At 69.3% G+C, this 18009-nt stretch carries 16 protein-coding genes and 1 pseudogene; 9 read left to right on the forward strand and 8 right to left on the reverse strand.

What is annotated here, in order from left to right; genetic code table 11:
• Positions 1 to 101: 101 nt before the first annotated feature.
• From QZM15_RS01580 to QZM15_RS01605, 6 genes and pseudogenes are all read left to right on the forward strand, one after another.
• Positions 102 to 335 (forward strand): 2Fe-2S iron-sulfur cluster-binding protein, encoded by a 234-nt coding sequence (locus QZM15_RS01580; protein WP_059582312.1) that lies wholly within the window; start codon positions 102 to 104, stop codon positions 333 to 335.
• Positions 332 to 1600, forward strand: a complete 1269-nt coding sequence (locus tag QZM15_RS01585; protein ID WP_302105644.1) for an FAD/NAD(P)-binding oxidoreductase — start codon at positions 332 to 334, stop codon at positions 1598 to 1600. The genes QZM15_RS01580 and QZM15_RS01585 overlap by 4 nt, the downstream gene beginning before the upstream one ends.
• Before the next feature lie 393 nt (positions 1601 to 1993).
• Positions 1994 to 2344 carry a metalloregulator ArsR/SmtB family transcription factor gene (locus tag QZM15_RS01590; RefSeq protein ID WP_059582307.1) on the forward strand — a complete coding sequence of 117 codons (351 nt, stop codon included), beginning with the start codon at positions 1994 to 1996 and terminating at the stop codon, positions 2342 to 2344.
• Positions 2334 to 2768, forward strand: coding sequence for a YeeE/YedE family protein (locus QZM15_RS01595; protein ID WP_124658059.1), 435 nt, complete (start codon positions 2334 to 2336; stop codon positions 2766 to 2768). Before QZM15_RS01590 ends, QZM15_RS01595 begins: the two co-directional genes overlap by 11 nt.
• A gap of 1 nt (position 2769) precedes the next feature.
• Positions 2770 to 3192 carry a DUF6691 family protein gene (locus tag QZM15_RS01600; RefSeq protein WP_124658060.1) on the forward strand — a complete coding sequence of 141 codons (423 nt, stop codon included), beginning with the start codon at positions 2770 to 2772 and terminating at the stop codon, positions 3190 to 3192.
• Between the two features lie 51 nt (positions 3193 to 3243).
• A pseudogene (locus tag QZM15_RS01605) lies at positions 3244 to 3483 on the forward strand (PLP-dependent aminotransferase family protein); the annotation flags it as partial.
• Between the two features lie 84 nt (positions 3484 to 3567).
• On the opposite strand, the gene QZM15_RS01610 reads toward QZM15_RS01605, so the two are convergent.
• The 3 genes from QZM15_RS01610 to QZM15_RS01620 form a co-directional block, all read right to left on the reverse strand.
• Complete coding sequence (locus QZM15_RS01610) at positions 3568 to 3846, reverse strand: hypothetical protein (protein ID WP_302105645.1); 279 nt, start codon at positions 3844 to 3846, stop codon at positions 3568 to 3570.
• Positions 3847 to 3942: 96 nt separating this feature from the next.
• Positions 3943 to 5319, reverse strand: a complete 1377-nt coding sequence (locus QZM15_RS01615; protein WP_059582296.1) for a cytochrome-c peroxidase — start codon at positions 5317 to 5319, stop codon at positions 3943 to 3945.
• On the reverse strand, positions 5316 to 6779 hold the full coding sequence (locus QZM15_RS01620) for a metallophosphoesterase (RefSeq protein WP_226222374.1): 1464 nt from the start codon (positions 6777 to 6779) through the stop codon (positions 5316 to 5318). Before QZM15_RS01620 ends, QZM15_RS01615 begins: the two co-directional genes overlap by 4 nt.
• A gap of 170 nt (positions 6780 to 6949) precedes the next feature.
• On the opposite strand from QZM15_RS01620, the gene QZM15_RS01625 reads away from it, so the two are divergent.
• On the forward strand, positions 6950 to 7798 hold the full coding sequence (locus QZM15_RS01625; protein ID WP_104012828.1) for a class I SAM-dependent methyltransferase: 849 nt from the start codon (positions 6950 to 6952) through the stop codon (positions 7796 to 7798).
• A 108-nt stretch (positions 7799 to 7906) separates the two neighbouring features.
• Here QZM15_RS01625 and QZM15_RS01630 read toward each other — a convergent pair whose 3' ends face one another.
• The 5 genes from QZM15_RS01630 to QZM15_RS01650 all read right to left on the reverse strand — a co-directional run bounded on the left by QZM15_RS01630 (position 7907) and on the right by QZM15_RS01650 (position 15580).
• On the reverse strand, positions 7907 to 8218 hold the full coding sequence (locus QZM15_RS01630) for a hypothetical protein (RefSeq protein ID WP_104012827.1): 312 nt from the start codon (positions 8216 to 8218) through the stop codon (positions 7907 to 7909).
• On the reverse strand, positions 8215 to 10236 hold the full coding sequence (locus QZM15_RS01635) for a BCCT family transporter (protein WP_124658064.1): 2022 nt from the start codon (positions 10234 to 10236) through the stop codon (positions 8215 to 8217). The genes QZM15_RS01630 and QZM15_RS01635 overlap by 4 nt, the downstream gene beginning before the upstream one ends.
• A 310-nt stretch (positions 10237 to 10546) precedes the next feature.
• Complete coding sequence (locus tag QZM15_RS01640) at positions 10547 to 11734, reverse strand: porin (RefSeq protein WP_059639328.1); 1188 nt, start codon at positions 11732 to 11734, stop codon at positions 10547 to 10549.
• A gap of 127 nt (positions 11735 to 11861) precedes the next feature.
• A complete protein-coding gene (locus tag QZM15_RS01645) occupies positions 11862 to 14282 on the reverse strand; it encodes a glycoside hydrolase family 31 protein (protein WP_302105646.1) in 2421 nt (806 codons plus the stop codon).
• Positions 14283 to 14308: 26 nt separating this feature from the next.
• Positions 14309 to 15580 carry an MFS transporter gene (locus QZM15_RS01650; RefSeq protein WP_059582281.1) on the reverse strand — a complete coding sequence of 424 codons (1272 nt, stop codon included), beginning with the start codon at positions 15578 to 15580 and terminating at the stop codon, positions 14309 to 14311.
• Between the two features lie 473 nt (positions 15581 to 16053).
• Here QZM15_RS01650 and QZM15_RS01655 point away from each other — a divergent pair, with 473 nt between their 5' ends.
• Together QZM15_RS01655 and QZM15_RS01660 are read left to right on the forward strand one after the other, a co-directional pair.
• Positions 16054 to 16998: a MurR/RpiR family transcriptional regulator gene (locus QZM15_RS01655; RefSeq protein WP_060311087.1), complete on the forward strand. Its 945-nt coding sequence runs from the start codon at positions 16054 to 16056 to the stop codon at positions 16996 to 16998.
• Positions 16995 to 17987, forward strand: a complete 993-nt coding sequence (locus QZM15_RS01660; protein WP_302105647.1) for an isoaspartyl peptidase/L-asparaginase family protein — start codon at positions 16995 to 16997, stop codon at positions 17985 to 17987. The genes QZM15_RS01655 and QZM15_RS01660 overlap by 4 nt, the downstream gene beginning before the upstream one ends.
• Positions 17988 to 18009 lie beyond the last annotated feature (22 nt).

Here is an 18009-nt window from a genome sequence, read left to right on the forward strand (position 1 = left end):
CTGTCGACCGGCGTTGGCGCTTCGGCGCTGGCGTCGGTCCCATGCAAGGCGTCCCCCGCGAGGGCGGTCAGCCGCCTTGGGGCGGCCCGGCGGAGGCTGACATGATCATTCATCTGGACGGCCGCGCGATGACGGTGGCCGATGGCGCGACCGTCGCGGCCGCCGTCGCGGCGAGCGGCGACGACACGACGCGCGTGTCGTGCACGGGCGCGGTGCGTGCCCCGTTTTGCGGGATGGGTATCTGCCAGGAGTGCCGGATGACGATCGACGGCCGGCGCCGGCTCGCGTGCCAGACGCTGTGCCGCGACGGCATGCAGGTGGAGCGCACGCGATGAAACAGGAACGATTGAGCGTCGACGTCGCGATCGTCGGCGCGGGCCCGGCCGGGCTGTCGGCCGCGCGGGCCGCCGCACGAAGCGGCGCGACGGTTGCGATCGTCGACGACAACCCGCGCGCGGGCGGGCAGATCTGGCGGCAGCCGGCAGCAGTCGCACCGACGCCGGCCGCGGCCGCACGCCTCGCCGTGCTGCGCCAGCCGAACGTCACGCATCTCGCGGCGACGCGCATCGTCGCCGAAACGCAGCCGGGCACGCTGCTGCTCGAAGACGACGAACGCGGGCGGCTGCTCGATTTCCGGACGCTGATTCTCTGCTGCGGCGCGCGCGAGCTGCTGCTGCCGTTTCCGGGTTGGACGCTGCCGGGCGTGACCGGCGCGGGCGGCTTGCAGGCACTGATCAAGTACGGGCTCGACGTGCGCGGGCAGCGCATGGTGATCGCAGGCAGCGGGCCGCTGCTGCTGGCGAGCGCGGCGACGGCCCGGCAGGCCGGCGCGCGCGTATCGCACGTGCTCGAACAGGCCGCTTGGCGCGACGTGGCCGGCTTCGGTACGGGGCTGTGGCGCTGGCCGTCGAAGCTCGCGCAGGCCGCGAAGCTCGTCACGACCGCGTATCGGCCCGCTGCGTACGTCGTCGAGGCATTCGGCGACGAGCGGCTCGAACGCGTGCGGATCCGGCACGGCGATCGCGAATTCGACGTCGACTGCGACCGGCTCGCATGCGGCTTCGGCCTCGTGCCGAATACCGTGCTGCCGCGGCATCTCGGCTGCCGGATCGAGAACGACGCGGTGGCCGTCGACGCGCACCAGCGCACGAGCCGCGACGGCTATTTCGCGGCGGGCGAGTGCACGGGCGTCGGCGGCAGCGAGCTGGCGATGGTCGAAGGTGAGATCGCGGGCTACGCGGCGACGGGGCAAACGGCACTGTTGGCCGCGCTCGTCGCCCGGCGCGCGCACTGGCAGGCTTTCGCGGATGCCGTGCGTGAGCGCTTCGCGATCCGCGAACCGATCCGCCGGCTCGCGCGGCCCGACACGCTGCTGTGTCGTTGCGAAGACGTGCGGTTCGACGCGGTCGCGCGGGAACCGGGCTGGACGGCCGCCAAGCTGCAGTCGCGTTGCGGGATGGGCGCGTGCCAGGGGCGCGTGTGCGGCGCGGCCGCGCAGGCGCTGTTCGGCTGGACGCCGCCCCTGCCTCGCACGCCGCTCGTGCCCGCGCGGATCGGCACGTTGATGCTCGACGGCACGGGGGCCTGCGACAGCGCATGATGCGTGACGCTGGCGGACTGTGATGAAGCGGCCCCGGTTTGCGCCGGGCCGTGCCGCTCCTTCCATCTTTATTTCACCTTCACTTTTCCTGGCCGCCGGCCTCGGCTCGCCACCAGCGCGCAGGCGATCGAGCGTCGTGGGCATGGGCACGGGTGGCGGCTCCTTCTGTCGCGGTGCCAGTTCATCGACACAGTGCCCGCGCCGTCGAGCTCCATCGGCAGGATGCGATCGCAGTTCAACTGCATGAGGCGCCGCGCGGCGGGGCCCGCGTGACGGTAGGCAAGGAGGTCTGATTGAGGGTGATCAACCGAATTGCCGATCCGGCAAGCAGCGGGAAAAAGAACAATATACAAAATAATATAATATTGATTCTTTAATCATATCCCTCCGCCGATGAACGACGATTTCCCGGCCGGGCTACCCGGCCCCGACCAGATGCGCGCCGCCGCCGGATCGGCCTGTGCGCTCCTGAAGGTGATGTCGAATCCCGACCGTCTGCTGCTGCTGTGCGAACTGTCGCAGGGCGAGCGCTGCGTGAGCGATCTCGAGGCGCGCCTGGACATCCATCAACCGACGCTGTCGCAGCAGCTCGGCGTATTGCGGGACAACGCGCTGGTTCGTACGCGCCGCGAAGGCAAGGCGATTCACTATTCGCTCGACAGTCCGGCCGCGATTGCGGTGATGGGCGTGCTGTACGAACAGTTTTGCGGGGCGACCGTGAAGGAGGTACGCGATGCAGATTGATGCGCTTCATTTCACGCCGTGGCTATCGCTCGTCGGCGGCGTGATGATCGGGTGCGCGGCCGTGTGGCTGGTCGCGTTCAACGGCCGGATCGCCGGTATCAGCGGGATCGTCGGCGGCCTGCTGACGGCGGGCCGTGCAGAGCGCGGCTGGCGCGCGGCGTTCGTCGCCGGGATGATCGTCGCACCCGTCGTCATGCGTTTCGCCGGGAGCAACTCGATGCCACAGGTCGACGCCAGCTGGCTTGACGTGATGGCGGCCGGGCTGCTGGTCGGGATCGGCACACGATACGCGGGCGGCTGCACAAGCGGCCATGGTGTATGCGGAATTTCGCGCGGGGCGCTGCGCTCGGCGGTCGCGACGGCGACCTTCATGGTCGCCGGCTTCGCGACCGTGTTCGTGCGGCTGCACGTTGCGGGGGGATGACATGCAGGCAGGATTCGCGTTTCTGGCAGGGCTGCTGTTCGGCGTCGGCCTCATCGTGTCGGGTATGGCCGATCCGCGGAAGGTGCTCGGTTTTCTCGACCTGGCGGGCCGCTGGGATCCGTCGCTTGCGCTCGTGATGGCGGGCGCGATCGGCGTTGCGGTGTTCGGGTTCGCGTGGGCGAAGCGCCGCACACGGTCGTGGCTCGGCCTGCCGATGCAGTTGCCCGCGCAGCGGGCGATTACCGTGCGCCTCGTCGCGGGAAGCGCGGTATTCGGCATCGGCTGGGGGATTGCCGGGTTTTGTCCCGGCCCTGCGATCGTGTCGATCGGCTTCGGAGTGGCCAAGGGAATCGGGTTCGTCGTCGCGATGCTGGCCGGAATGGCGTTGTTCGAGTGGATCGAGCGACGGCGGAATGGGCCGTGAGGCGGGTGCGGCGGCTGCGCCCGTCACGGCGTGCGTTCGTCCATCGCCGCGATGAGCCAGTTGCCCGACGGGATGCTGTGGATCGCGTTGGCGGAAGGCGTGCGCTCCGATGTGTTGTTCGACGCCGCGCTCGCGCATGGAGTCAAGATCGCGCCCGGTTCGATCTTCTCGAATGCGGGCCGTTTCGACGGCTATATCCGGCCCGGCTGCGCGCGCGTATTCGATGCGGCGCACGAGGCGGCGTTCGACACACTTGGCCGCCTCGTACGGGAAGCCATGGCGGCCGGGTAAGCGCGACGGCGCCGGCCGGCCGGACTTCCGAATACGCGAGTGCGCCGGCCGGGCGCGGCACCGAAGCGGCAAGCCTCCGCCATTTCATCGGCCGACCGCGTGCGTGGCGAGGTGCTGGCGAATCAGCGACAGGTAACGATCGCCGACCGAGAAATCGCGTGCCGCGCGCGGCCGGGCGGCGGCCGGCCGCAGCGTGGCCGGCACACTCATGCCCAGATACCGGCACACGGCCGACGGAAAGGGCTTGCGCGTATGCCCGAGCTGACGCGCAGCGCGTTCAATGCGGGCATCGCCGACCTGGGCACGAAGCCACGCCAGCATTTGGCGATCGGTGTCGTTGACGATACGGACCAGATGTTCCATCGCGCACCTCACTGTTCATAAATACAGTACTGTAAATATAACCAGTGTTTGTCGGAACCGCAAGCGGCGGCGCGTCGGCTGGCCGTTCGGCCAGGGTCAGCGCGCCGGCGCGGCGGTGCGCGTGAGCCGGGCAGCGGCCGCTGCCGGTCCGGCGATGCCCGTATACCGCGCATCGGTCAGCGTGCCGAGAAATGCGACGATGTCGTCGATTTCCGCGTCGGTCAGCGCGGGCGGCGTACCGGGCCGGCGGTTCATCGGCGTCGAGTTGACGTTGATGTTGCCGCGATAGGCGGCCGGCACGTCGTCGAACGTTCGGGCGCCGTGATACCAGAAGCCCGGATCGGTCGAGCGCGTGTTGTAGAACGCGACCGCGTCGCGCAGCGTCGTGAACACGCCGTTGTGCATGAACGTCTGCTTGACCGCGACGTTGCGCAGCCCCGGCGTGCGCAGGTAGCCGCACCACTGCGTCGGTTCGGGCCAGCGCAGCCGCCGCGCGGTGTCGCACAGTCCGTTGTCGAAGTGGCGCGGATCGCGGTTCGCCGGCAGCGCACGGTTGCGCGGCACCGCGATCGCGTCGTAGCCGAAATCGGTGAACAGCGAGCGCTCCGGGCGGCTCGACGTGTCCGACAGCGTATGGCAGGTCATGCAATTGCCCTTGTCCGGATTCCGGAACAGCGCGAGCCCGCGCATCTCGGCCGGCGCGAGCGGCTTGCGCGTGCGCAGGAACGCATCGAAGCGCGACGTGAACGGCGCCATCTCGTCGCTCTGCAGATAGGCTTCGACGGCCGAACCGAGCGCGCGCACCAGTCGCTCGGGATCGCGCCGCACCGGCGCGCCGAAGCGCGCGGCGAGATCGGTCGCGAGTTCGGTCGCATTCACCTTGCGCAGCAGCGCGGCCGGCGACCGGTTGTTCATCTCGTTCGGATCGAACAGCGGCCCGCGGATCTGTTCGGCGAGCGTATCCGCGCGGCCGTCGCTGAACAGGCCGCCGAACGGCGACGGCGCGGGCGCATCGTCGTCCTGATAGAAGTGGCGGCGCGGCACGTAGCGCACGTACAGCAGCGACGGCGCATTGCGCTGGCTGAAGCGCCCGGGCCGGCTGCCTTCCGGCACGCCGGGCCCGGCAAGCGACGCGGCCGACAGCGTCGGCGCGAACGCGCGGCCCGGATCGTGGCAGCCCGCGCAGGACATGCCGCGCGGCTCGGACAGCCGTGCGTCGAAGAAGATCCGGCGGCCGAGCGCGACGAGCGTCGGGTCGGGCGCGAAGCGCGCGGTCGCCGCATCGATCTTGCCCGTCACCTGCGGCGTGCCGTTGCCGATCGTGTCGACGACGCGCGACGGCGGCGCGCCGGGCAGCAGGACCGTTTCGGCCGGCGCGGCGTGGGTCGCGAGCGTCAGGCCGGCGAGCAGGGTGGCGGCAAGCGTGTGCAGACCACGTACGCCCGGCCCGTCACGTCGAACTTCGTCACTCACGGCGCGATGAACCCCGTCTTGTCGCAGGCGAGCGTCCTGCCCGACTGATTGCACGACGCCAGGAGCTTGCCGGCCGCCGAATACGCATGGAACACCCAGCCCGTTGCCGGGGCGGCGTTGCGCTCCATGATCAGGAAGCCGAAGCTGTTGTTGTGCGACAGCCGCTCGATCACGGCGCCCGGTGCGGGCGTCAGGCCGGCCGGGAACGGGTCGGGCAGCGCGACGTCGAGGTTGTCGCCGCCGTTGCCGGACACGATCGTCGCCGGGTGCCCCGACGAGAAGTTGATCGCCTGGAAATCGTGCACGTGGCCGTGCAGCGCGACGTGCACGCCCGGCGGGTAGTACGCCTGCGCGTTGAGGCTCGACATCACCGACTGCAGCGCGAGGTTGCCCGGCGCGGGTGTGCTGCCGGCGATCGGCGCGAATGCGAGAATCGGATGATGGTTCGTGAAGATCGTCGTCGTCATGCCGGGCTTCGACGCGAGCGATGCGACCGTCTGGAACTGCTTCTGGTAGATGCCGAATTGCGCGTCGGTGGTCTTGAGCGGCGTGCGGCCGACCTTCGCGGTGTCGAACACGATCACCTGCGAGCCGTCGCCGAGCGACACCGCATAGGGCTCCGAATAGTTTGCGTCGTTGTCGTTGGCCGGATCGTCGCACGAGCGGGCGGCCGAGTACGGGCGCGGGTCGAGGAAGCGGAACCACCCCTGGCCCGCCCGCGCGCATTCCTCGTGGTTGCCGCGCACGACCACCCACGGCGCCTTCGCGAGCAGCGGCGCGGCCGGGCGGAACAGGTCGGCCTGCCACGTATCCCAGCCGTAGCCCCACGGGCTGTCCTTGCAGCCGGCGATGTCCGGCGGGCATGCGTTCTCGCGGTAGTGGTAGTCGCCGACGTGCAGCACGAGATCGGGCGACAGCTTCGCGACGCTGGCCGCGATCGTGCCGAGCGGCCAGACCGCGGCGTCGTTGCACGCCTGCCATGCATTGTCGGCCTTCTTCATCCGGCAGCCCGTGTCGGCGATGATCGCGATGCGCCGCGGCTGCGCTTTCGGCAGCGGCAGCGTGCGGCCCGCGACGCTTGCCGCCTGCGCGCCGGCGGGTAGCGTGGCCTCGCAGACGGATACCGGGAAGCTCGACGGTTTCGAATCGGCCGGGTCGCTGGCGGTCGGCCGCTGGGCGACGGTCGCGGCGCCCGCGCGCAGCGCCATGCGCGACAGCTTGCCGTCGACGGTCAGTTGCGGGCATATCGGATCGCCGGCCGACGCGGGCGTGTAGTTTGTGATGACGCGCGCGATCGCCTGGTTCGCATCGCCGATCTCGACCCATGCGGCCTGGACGTTGGCCGACGCGCTGGCCGGATCGTCCGGCGTATCGATGTGATTCGAGCACGCGGACAGCGCGGCGAGGGCAACAAGCGGGGCGCAGCGCACGAGCAGCGCGCGCGAGAGGATTCGTCGCATGGGAAGGGGAAGCGCCGTAGGAAAGCCGTCAACGATACGCAGCGCGAATGTAAGAAATGTGAAAAGCGCGGTGCGACAGCGCGCATGAACGGGGCAATCGGCCTTGACTTCAAGCCGGCTTGAAGCAGTACAGTCCGGTTCGTCATCAACGAATCGGAAGGGAATCGACGATGGAAGCCAACCGGCCCAACGAAGCGCAATCCGCGCTCTGGAACGGTCCGTCGGGGCGCGCATGGGTCGATGCGCAGGCGCTGATGGACCGGATGTTCGAGCCGTTCGAAACGCTGCTGGCGGATGCCGCGGCAGCGTCGTCCGCAATGCACGTGCTCGATGTCGGCTGCGGCACGGGCGCGGTCACGCTCGCGATCGCGCGGCGGCTCGGCGCGGGCGCGCAGTGCACGGGCATCGACATTTCGGCGCCGATGATCGACGCTGCCCGCACGCGTGCCGAACGCAGCGGCGTGCGCGCCCGGTTCGTGTGCGCGGACGGGCAGACGCATGCGTTCGAGCCCGCCAGCGTCGACTTGATCGTGTCGCGCCTCGGCGTGATGTTCTTCGACGACCCGGTGCGGGCGTTCGCGAACCTGCGGCATGCGGCGCGGCCCGGCGCGCGGATGCGGTTCGTCGCGTGGCGCGGCGCGGCCGACAACCCGTTCATGACGACGGCCGAGCGGGCGGCCGCGCCGCTGTTGCCGAACCTGCCCGCGCGCCAGCCCGGCGCGCCGGGGCAGTTCGCGTTCGGCGACCGGCAGCGGATCGCGTCGGTGCTGTCGGACAGCGGCTGGGCCGACGTCGCGATCGAGCCGGTCGACCGCGCGTGTGTGCTGCCGGCGTCCGCGCTGGACGACTACATCGCCCGGCTGGGCCCCGTCGGCCTCGCATTGCTGAAGACGGACGAAGCAACGCGGCAGCGCGTGATCGACACGACGCGCGCGGCGTTCGAGCCGTACGTGCATGGCGCCGAGGTGCGGTTCGATGCGGCGTGCTGGCTGGTGACGGCGCGCGCGCCGTCTGCCTGACGTGTCGCGTGAAAGCTGCGGAAGTGGATCAGGGAAGCCCTGGCCGCCCGTCCGCGCCGGGATGACGCGCACCCGTGTGACGAAGCAGGGCCGCGCGACGTGCGTGCGTCAGCGTTGGCGCGCGCGCAGCATCAACCACGCGCAACCACCGGCCGCCAGCACGAGACCGAGCAGGACGGCCTCCACGCCGAGCGCGAAACCGGGCGGCATTTCGCCGCTGTTCGGCACCGGCGCCAGGTTGCCGGCCATTGCGATTGCGCCGCCGGCGAGCAGCGCCGCGCAGACGATCCAGTAGATCTTGCCGCGCGGCGGCGCCGCGCGGATTCGCCACAGCGCGATGGCGCCGCCGCCGAGGTACAGCACGGCGAGCGTGCCGAGCGCGATGATGTCGGCGGCGCGGCTGTGCAGCAGCCCGCTCATTCGGCCTCCGTCGCGTGCCCCGGCGCGCGGCTCAGCAGATGCGTGCGCGTGTCCGCCGCGAGCGACACGTAGCGTTCGTACTGGCGCAGCACGTCGGCAATCACTTCGTCGCCGCGCAGGTATTCGACGTCGTAGCCGAGCCGGCCGTCCTCGAAGAACGTGACGATGCCATACACGTGCGCACGCGACGCGTCCGGCTCGGCCGCCTCGCGCACCAGGAACGCGGCCGCGGATTTCGCGGTGACGCGCACGCCGTACACGAAATCGCGATGGTCGGCGGTCGGCACGGTGAGCCGCACCGCATCGTCGCTGTCGCGCTGCACGTGCGCATCGACGCCGCTCGCGCGCAACTCGTCGGCGACCTTGCGCAGCGCGGGCTCGACCGTTTCCGCGACGAACTGGCGCGCCTCGGCTTCGGTCGTCTGCCGCAGGATGTGCGTCAGGCGGTGGCGCCAGTGCTGGCCGGTCCAGAAGCTCGTCGCCGGCGCGACGTCCTGCGAATAGTGCGCGCGGTCGGCCGCGAGCCCGCGCCACAGCCCGTAGCAGAGCGCGAGCATGATGAGGGCAACCGGCAGCGCGGCGATCAGCGTCATCGCCTGCAATGCGCCGAGCCCGCCCGCGACGAGCAGCACCGCGGCCGTCACGCCGAGCAGCGCGGCCCAGAACAGCCGCTGCCAGACCGGCGAATGCGCGCTGCCGCGCGTCGCGATCTGGTCGATCACGAACGCGCCCGAATCCGCGGACGTGACGAAGAACACCGCGATCAGCACGATCGCGACGATCGACAGCAGTTGCGGCAACGGCAGGAAATCGAAGAAGCGGAACAGCAGCGCATCGACGCTGGTCGCCGTCTGCGCGAGCGCGCCGGCCGCGCCGTGCGTATCGAGCCAGATCGCGCTGTTGCCGAACACCGTCATCCACACGAGGTTGAACGCCGTCGGCACGAGCAGCACGCCGATCACGAACTGGCGGATCGTGCGGCCGCGCGAGATGCGTGCGATGAACATGCCGACGAACGGCGACCACGACACCCACCACGCCCAGTAGAGGATCGTCCAGCCGCCGAACCAGCCTTCCTCGCGCGGCGGCGCGTACGCATAGGTGCGGAACGACAGGTCGACGAGGCTCGACAGGTACTGGCCGATGTTGTCGGCGAGCGCGCGCAGCAGGAACGCCGTCGGGCCCACGATGGCCACGAACGCGAGCAGCAGGAACGCGAGCAGCAGGTTCAGCTCGGACAGCCGCCGCACGCCCTTGTCGAGGCCGCTCGCGGCCGACAGCCCCGCGAGGATCACGACGAGCGCGACGAGCCCGATGCGAAATGTATTGCCGCCCGTGTCCCAGCCGGCGACCGTATGCAGGCCCGCGCTGATCTGCATCACGCCGTAGCCGAGCGTCGTCGCGATGCCGGCGACCGTGCCGACCAGCGCGAACGCATCGACCGTGTGGCCGATCCAGCCGTCGATGCGCTCGCGCAGCACCGGGTACAGCCCCGAGCGCAGCGTCAGCGGCAGGTTGTAGCGGAAGCCGAAGTACGCGAGCACGAGCCCCATCAGCCCGTAGATGGCCCACGCATGGAAGCCCCAGTGGAAGAAGGTCATCAGCATCGCCTCGCGCGCGGCGTCGGGCGTGCCGGGGGCGACCGTCGGCGGCTTCAGGAAATGCTGCATCGGCTCGCCGACGCCGAAGTACATCAGGCCGATGCCCATGCCGGCCGCGAACAGCATCGCCGTCCACGACACGAAGCTGAATTCGGGTTCGGCATCGTCGGGGCCGAGCCGGATCTTGCCGAAGTCGCTGGCGGCGATCAGCACGAGAAACACGAGGAAGCCGGTGACGGCGAGCACGTAGAACCAGTCGAAACGTGCGATGACCCATTGCTGGCCGGCGAGGAACAGCGCGCCGGCTTCGCTCGGGTGCAGCGCGCACACGACGAGCAGCGCGCCGATCACGGCGAGCGCGGGCAGGACGACCTGCGGCTTGAATGTCGTGCGAGGCGAGGGACGGAGATCCGGCATGGCGGGTATCCAGTTGTGGGCGCAACGACGCGCAACGCCGCCCGGCGCGCACGTCGCGCGTCGGACCCTGATACGGCATGCGTCGAGTGTACCGCGGTGTCAGGACTGCAAGAACGGGTATGCAGAGGGAATCGAACCTGACGAATTGTAAGGTATCGGGGCGATCGGGAAAACCGGCGCGCTGCGCCGGGCGGGCTGGTGGCGGGACGGGGAAACGTCGTGGAGAACGTCTATGAGGCGCCCGGACGGCGCATGCAGGGTGCGCATCGTCCGGGGCGTGGAGAGCGTGCCGAAGGGCCGCCCGGCGGGTTCAGAACGTGACGGCGATCCCCGCCATGCCGACGAACTGGCCGCGCGTCGTCGACGGCGTGAGCTGCTGCGAATCGCCGACGATCGGCGCCGCGTCGACGATGTGCCCGGCGCCTTGTGCGCCGAGCGTCTGCCCGCTCGAATGCGTGTACGCCTGCAGCGCGTAGAGCGTCGTGCGTTTCGACAGGCTGTACGACTCCTTCAGCGAGTACTGTTGATAGCGGGCCGCGCTCGCGACGCCGTTCGCCTTCGATGCGAGCGTGTACGCGAATGCGCCGGCCACCGAGAACGTCGGCGTGAAGCGGTACGCGGCGAGCGCGCCGTAGGTGTTGAACACGGCCGTGTCGGTGAAGGCCGAGCCGTTGCCGGGCAGGTACTTCACGTTCGAATAGTTGAGCCCCATCGTCAGGTCGCCGAGCGTGTAGTTGCCGGCCGCCGCGACCTGTTCGACGGCCTTCGCGGTCAGATAACCCTGGTTCAGCACGGATACCGCGAAGCTGCCCGACGCTGCGGTGGCCGGATTCTGGAAGCCCGCGGACGAACCCGAGCTGTTGATCCGCAGGTAGCCGGCCGCGATCCCGATCGGCCCGTTCGCGTAGCGCAGCGCGGCGCTGAACGTGTTGCCCTTGCCGGTCGCGCCGGCGATGCCGCCGAATGCGTACATCGCGCTCGCGGTGAGTCCGGCGAAGGTCGGCGACGTATAGGTGACCGAGTTGTTCACGCGGATCGTCGTGTCGAGGCCGTCGATGTCGCCGGGATGCGCGCCGGTGGCGCCGGTCAGCCAACTGCTCGACGCGTACGGGCCGACGAACAGGAAGTACGGCGTGTACTGGCGGCCGGCCGTGACCGTGCCGTAGCGAACGTTGCGCAGGCCGACGAAGGCCTGGCGGTTGAAGATCGTGCCGGCGGCGGCCTGCGCGCCCGTATTCAGGTTGAAGCCGGCCTGCAAGTCGAAGATCGCGTGCGTGCCGCCGCCGAGATCCTCGTCGCCGCGCAGCCCGAACTTCGACGCATACAGGTTGCCGTCGCGCATATAGACGTTCGAGTGTCCCTGCTGGTTGTTCACGTACGCGATCGAATCGTCGACCACGCCGTACAGCGTCACGCTGCTCTGCGCATGGGCGGCGGTCGTGCCGAGCGACGCGGCCGATAAAATGAGGATTGCATAACGGTTGACGGGTGCTGTCATTGTCGATCTCCGGGTCTCTTCATCTTTTCAAGGGGGCGGGAGGTTGAATGCCTCCTCTGTGGCAGGCGGCGGGCCGCGCGAACGGCCCGCCTGATCGGGTTGGCTTCGGCCTCAGCGATTCAGCGGTTCAGTGATCGAACGCGACGACGAGGCGGCGCCATGCACCGTCCCGCGTATCCTGCTCGACGCGCGCACCGCGCACGGCCACCGGGCCTTGCAGCGACGCGGGCAGCAGGATCTCGACACGGTCGGCCGGGCGCGCCGGGCGGCCGTCCCAGCGGACCGACACACCGAGCGCGCCGGATGCCTCGCGGCCGGTCTCGATGCGCCACAGTCCGTATTCGCCGTCGCGCCAGGCTTCCGTTTCGCCGTCGTCCTCGACGCATTCGCCGTACGCGACGCCGTCCTCGATCCGTGGCGCGACGAGGAAGCCGCGCGTGTCGGCGCGCGCACCGAAGTGCTGTTCCGCGACGTTCAGCGGCAGCACGCGGCCTTCGCGCAGCAGCATCACCGGCGTGTCGAGCGGCGCGGGCAGCGTCACGCTCGCGCCGCCGTCGAACGATTGCGCGCTCGCGCAGCACGTCCAGCGTGCGCCCGACGGCAGATACACCGTGCGCTCGGACTGGCCGGGATCGACGACCGGCGCGACCAGTAGCGCGTCGCCGAGCATCATGTCGTCGCACGCGTCGTAGCAGCGCACGTCGCCCGGGAAGTCGGCGAAGGTCGGCCGCAGCACGGGCTCGTAGCGCGTCGTCGACAGCCACAGCAGGTGATAGAGGTAGGGCAGCAGCCGGTAGCGCTGCTTGATCAGCGACGCAACCTGCGCGGTGATCTCCGGGTACATCCACGGTTCGTTGACGGTGCCGTCGTCGTTCCACGAATGAATGCTGAAGCGCGGCATGAAGATGCCGAACTGCACCCAGCGCAGCAGCAACTCCGGCGACGGCGCGGGGCCGGAGAAGCCGCCGATGTCGTGGCCGATGTTCGATACGCCCGACAGCGCGAGCCCGAGGCCCATCTTCAGGTTGTAGCGCAGCGTTTCCCACGACGTGTAGTTGTCGCCGGACCACGTCTGCACGTAGCGCTGCATGCCGGCGCCGCCGGAGCGCGACACGAGGAATGGCCGCCGCGCCGGCGCATGCGCGCGCTGCGCGTCGCGCGACGCGCGCATCATCAGCATCGTCTGCAGAACCTTCGCCTCGCGCGCCGGAAACGGCTGGCCGAAGCCGTGCGCGATCGCGTCGGGCGACCAGATCTCGTATTCGTTGTTGTCGTTCCAGGTCGACTCGATCCCGTATTCCAGCAGCGCCGACGTGACTTGCTCGCGCCACCAGCGGTAGGCGTCCGGCTGCGTGAAGTCGACGTACGCGCCGACCTCGTCCCAGAACTGCACCCACGCGGGCTCGCCGGAGGCCGAGCGGATCAGCAGACCGCGCTTCGCGGCGTCGTCGAAGGCCGGATGGTCGCGCAGCAGGCACGGCTTGATGTTCGCGCACAGGCGGATGCCGTGGTCGCGATAGTGCTGCACGAAACCCTTCGCGTCGGGAAACTTGTCGCGGTTCCAGTTGAACACGTAGCGCTTCGCGCCGATCGACGTATAGCCCGACGACAGGTGGAACGAATCGCACAGGATGTCGTGCGCGTCGCACTGCTCGACGAACTGGTTCATCTGCTGCTGCGCGTCCGGCGCATCGGTGTAGCTCATCGTCGAGCCCGAATAGCCGAGCCCCCATTTCGGCGTGCGCGCCGGACGCCCGGTCAGCCACGTGAAACGCCGCGCGGCCGCGAGCGGCGTATCGGGCGACGCGATGAAGTAGTAGTCGAGATCGCCGTGCTCGGCGACGAAGTAGCGATAGAGCCCGTGGTAGTTGTCGAGTTCGCGGCCCATGTCGAACGTGCAGTCCGACAGCGTGTCGTAGAACAGCCCGAACCCCTGGCGCGCATCGGGCGACCACGTGATGTAGAACGGGATGTGCTTGTAAAGCGGGTCGGTGTGCTTCGCGCTGTAGCCCATCGCGTCGATGTTGCGCATCTCGAAGCGCGCGCCCGTGCGGTCGAGTTCGCCCGCGCGTTCGCCGAGGCCGAATACCTTGTCGCCCCGCTCGCGGGCGACGTAGTGATACGCACGATCGTCCCACCAGCCGAAGTTGTACGCCTGCGTCGCGCGGTCGGCGAGCACGATGCGCCATGCGCCGTCCGCGCCGCGCATCGACCACGTGCAGTGGCCGCCTTGCCGGCGCACCGCGAGCCGGATCTGCGCGGTTTCGATCCGCACGCCGTCGTCGTCTTCGGCGAAGTCGTAGTGGGGCAGCGCGAAGCCGCTCAGGTCGAGGCGGTCGCGCCCGTCGAGCGGCACGTCGTCGAGGCCGGGCGCGATGGTCCACGTGCGCGGGGTGCGCGCCGTCGCGTCGGGCAGCACGCGCAAGCGCACGATGTCGTCCTCGAGCACGAAGATTTCGAGGGTGGCGCCCGTATCGGACGCGAGCAGCACGCGGTTCGCGTGGTGGCTGGCGACGCGGAACGCGGGCGGATGAAGGAGCGAAGTCATAAGGCGATTCCTGGTGAAAACGGAGCTCAGGCGTGCTGCGCGAGCAGGCGTTCCTGCTTCGACTGGCCGCGGATCAGCACCGCGAGCAGCGTGACGCCGATGATGTCGAACAGGCCGAGGCACGCGAACAGCGGCGCATAGCCGATCTTGTCGGCGAGCGCGCCGACCAGCAGCGAGAAGCCGAGGCCGCCGATCCACGCGGCCATCCCGGCGAAACCGCTGGCGGTGCCGACCTCCTCGGAATCGAACACGTCGGCCGACAGCGTGTTGACGAGCGCGGAGATCATCTGGTGCGCGAAGCCGCCGACGCAGAACAGCGCAATCGCGGTGTACGGCGACGACACGAGCCCGATCATCGCCGGCCCGAGCATCAGCACCGCGCCGAGCGCGACGCCGGCGACGCGCGACCACACGAGCGGCAGCTTGAAGCGGTTAGCGAGGTAGGGCGACAGGTAGCCGCCGGCGATGCCGCCGAGGTCGGCCGCGAGAAACGGCATCCACGCGAACACCGCGATCTGCGTGAGCGGCATGTGGCGCTCGGTCGCGAGATACAGCGGAATCCAGAAGCTGAAAGTCTGCCACGCGGGTTCCGCGAAGAAGCGCGGCAGCGCGATCGCCCAGAAGCGCCGGGCGGTGACGACGTCGCGGACGCGGCGCCTGGACACGGGCGGCATCGTGGCCTGGCCGTCGCGGATCAGCGTGCGTTCCCGCGCCGTGATGCGCGGATGGTCGGCCGGCGACCGGTACTGCGTGTACCAGAGCGCGGCCCAGATGAAGCCGAGCGCGCCGGTGACCATGAACGCGGCCTGCCAGCCGAACCGCATCGAGATGAACACGACGAGCGGCGGCGCGATCGCGGCGCCGAGCGACGTGCCCGCGTTGAAGTAGCCCACCGCGACGGATTTCTCGCGGTCGGGAAACCATTCGGCGACGGCCTTCATCCCCGACGGAATCGCGGCCGCCTCGAACAGGCCCAGAAAGCCGCGCAGGATGCCGAGAGACAGCCAGCCCGATGCGAAGCCATGCGCGACGCCGACCACCGACCACAGCATCGCGAACAGCGCGAAGCCGAGCCGCAGCCCGATCAGGTCGACGATGAACCCGCATACCGGCTGCATGATCGTGTAGCCGATCTGGAACGCGCCGACGATGTACGAGTACTGCTGCGTCGAGATCGCGAACACCTGCTTGAGCTCGGGCGCGAGCACCGCAAGGGAATTCCGTGCGAGGTAGTTGAGAATCGTGCCGAGACACACGAGCACGATGATCCACCAGCGCAACGCCTTGACTGTCTTCACTGCTGTCTCCTGTCAGGCAGGGCGGGCGCGCGGCGCCTGCCCGGTCCATGAGGGCCATCCGTCGGGATGGCTTGTTTCGTTTTCGTTCATACGATGTCCGATCTTGTTCCGCGCCGGTTTGTGCCGGTTTATATCGAATTCACGGTGTTCGAGCGAACATTTGGTCGTCATCACACTGCAACGTTATCTGACGACTGATCATTTTCGAACATCCTATGTTCGAATGCGAATCCGGTCAACGTGAATCTGCATTCGAACGAACGCGCTTGGGGTTTTCCCGATGACGGTGCGCCCAACACAGGGGCCGGGACGGAAGGCCGTCGTCCGTCAAAGGCCCGTGCGGCGCGGGCGGGCGATCTCGCGGACGGCTGACGAAGGCGGGCGGGGCGTGACAACCCTGATGAAAATTTATTTTTTTCCTGCCATCAGATTGTGTAAATTCATTTTCATCGAACCTTGCAACAACCCTTCGCATGACGCCTCTCGCTCCGCCCGATGTCAGTCACGACGAACCTGCGATCGCCGAGCGGATCGCGTCGGCGATGCCGTTGATGACGCCGATTCACCGGCGCATGGGCGAATTCGTGCTGGCGAACCCGTTTCGCGCGGCGACGATGCGAATCGACGAGCTCGCGCAGGCCGTGAACGCGTCGATCGCGACCGCGAACCGCTTCGCGAAGGCGCTCGGTTTCGACGGCTATCCGGCGATGCGCGCGGCGCTCGTGCGCGGCTTCGAGGCCACGCTCGGGCCGGTCGAGCGGCTGCGTTCGGCGCAGGAGCAGGAGCCCGGCGTACGCGGCGCGGTCTGGATCGATGCGGTGTTCGACCAGGCTGTCGCCAACATCGAGAACACGCGCGCGCAACTGGATGCGGCCGACGTCGAGGCGGCGGTCGAGGCGATCGTCGGCGCGCGGCGCGTGCTGATTCTCGGCGCCGGGTCGAGCGCGTTTCTGACCGGATTGATGGAGCACGGACTGTCCGTGTGCCATGACAGCGTGCAGTCGCTCGCGCTGCTCGGCGGCCCGTCGCATGCGGCGCGACGTCTGTACACCGCCGATTCGCGCGATCTCGTGATCGCGCTCGCGTTTCCGCGCTACGTGAAGGACACGATCGAGCTGGCCCGTCGTGCGGCCGCGCGCGGCGCGCGCGTGCTCGGCATCTCCGACGGCCCGCAATCGCCGCTCGCGCCGATCGCGTCGCTGAACCTGTACGTCAAGGCCGAGCGGCGCTTTGCCGCCACGTCGGAGGCCGCGGTGCTGACGATGATCGAGGCGCTGATCGACGCGGTCGCGCTGCGCACGCACCGGTCCGCGAAATCCGCCGCCGAGATGACCGAATTCCTGCTGCCGTGGCTCGTGCAGCCGCAAGCGGCGCTGCCGGCCGCCAACCCTTCTTCCCCCCGTCCGAAAAAATCATGACTTCACCCGCGATCGTCGCGATTCACGGCGGCGCAGGCACGATCCTGCGCGAAGCGATGGATACCGACACCGAACGTCGGTACCGCGCCGAACTCACCGCGATCCTGCAGGCCGCGCAACAGGTGCTGGCCGACGGCGGCAGCGCGCTTGACGCCGTCACCGTCGCGGTGCGGATGCTCGAGGATTGCCCGCTGTTCAACGCCGGGCGCGGCGCCGTGTATACGGCTGAAGGCAAGCACGAACTCGACGCGGCGGTCATGGACGGCGCGACGCTCGGCGCCGGCGCGATCTGCTGCGCGACCCGCGTGCGCAATCCGGTACTCGCCGCGCGGCGCGTGATGGAGGCGAGCGAACACGTGCTGTTCGCCGGCGCGGGCGCCGACGCATTCGCGGCCGCGCAGGGGCTCGAGCTCGTGGAACCCGACTACTTCGATACCGAAGCGCGGCATGCGCAGTGGGTCAAGGCGCGCGCGGCGGCCGGTGCGATGCTCGATCACGATGCGGCGACGTTCGTGTTCGGCCAGTCGCAGCCGCAACCCGCCGAACCGCTCGATCCGGACCGCAAGCACGGCACGGTCGGCGCGGTCGCGTGCGACGTGCATGGCCATATCGCGGCGGCGACGTCGACGGGCGGCATCACGAACAAGCAGCCGGGGCGCGTCGGCGATTCGCCGATCATCGGCGCCGGCTGCTATGCGGACGACGCGACCTGCGCGGTCTCGTCGACGGGCACCGGCGAGATGTTCATCCGGCTCGCGACGGCCCACGACGTCGCCGCGCAGATCGCATATCGCGGCGCGTCGCTCGCCGACGCCGCGCACGACGTCGTGATGAACAAGCTGCCGCGCCTGGCGGGCCGCGGCGGGATCATCGCGGTCGACGCGCACGGCAACGTCGCGATGCCGTTCAACACCGAAGGGATGTACCGCGGCTACGCGCGCGTCGGGGACGCGCCGGTCGTCGGCATCTACCGCGACGACGCGGCCTGAAACCGGATCGCACGAGGAGATA

The organism is Burkholderia sp. AU44665, assembly GCF_030504405.1.
Classification (GTDB): Bacteria; Pseudomonadota; Gammaproteobacteria; order Burkholderiales; family Burkholderiaceae; genus Burkholderia; species Burkholderia semiarida.

Bases quoted from the DNA above. Each gene is read 5' to 3' on its own strand.
- QZM15_RS01580 (WP_059582312.1), top strand. From the start codon at position 102: ATGATCATTCATCTGGACGGCCGCGCGATGACGGTGGCCGATGGCGCG.
- QZM15_RS01585 (WP_302105644.1), top strand. From the start codon at position 332: ATGAAACAGGAACGATTGAGCGTCGACGTCGCGATCGTCGGCGCGGGC.
- QZM15_RS01590 (WP_059582307.1), top strand. From the start codon at position 1,994: ATGAACGACGATTTCCCGGCCGGGCTACCCGGCCCCGACCAGATGCGC.
- QZM15_RS01595 (WP_124658059.1), top strand. From the start codon at position 2,334: ATGCAGATTGATGCGCTTCATTTCACGCCGTGGCTATCGCTCGTCGGC.
- QZM15_RS01600 (WP_124658060.1), top strand. From the start codon at position 2,770: ATGCAGGCAGGATTCGCGTTTCTGGCAGGGCTGCTGTTCGGCGTCGGC.
- QZM15_RS01610 (WP_302105645.1), bottom strand. From the start codon at position 3,846: ATGGAACATCTGGTCCGTATCGTCAACGACACCGATCGCCAAATGCTG.
- QZM15_RS01620 (WP_226222374.1), bottom strand. From the start codon at position 6,779: ATGCGACGAATCCTCTCGCGCGCGCTGCTCGTGCGCTGCGCCCCGCTT.
- QZM15_RS01625 (WP_104012828.1), top strand. From the start codon at position 6,950: ATGGAAGCCAACCGGCCCAACGAAGCGCAATCCGCGCTCTGGAACGGT.
- QZM15_RS01630 (WP_104012827.1), bottom strand. From the start codon at position 8,218: ATGAGCGGGCTGCTGCACAGCCGCGCCGCCGACATCATCGCGCTCGGC.
- QZM15_RS01635 (WP_124658064.1), bottom strand. From the start codon at position 10,236: ATGCCGGATCTCCGTCCCTCGCCTCGCACGACATTCAAGCCGCAGGTC.
- QZM15_RS01640 (WP_059639328.1), bottom strand. From the start codon at position 11,734: ATGACAGCACCCGTCAACCGTTATGCAATCCTCATTTTATCGGCCGCG.
- QZM15_RS01645 (WP_302105646.1), bottom strand. From the start codon at position 14,282: ATGACTTCGCTCCTTCATCCGCCCGCGTTCCGCGTCGCCAGCCACCAC.
- QZM15_RS01655 (WP_060311087.1), top strand. From the start codon at position 16,054: ATGACGCCTCTCGCTCCGCCCGATGTCAGTCACGACGAACCTGCGATC.
- QZM15_RS01660 (WP_302105647.1), top strand. From the start codon at position 16,995: ATGACTTCACCCGCGATCGTCGCGATTCACGGCGGCGCAGGCACGATC.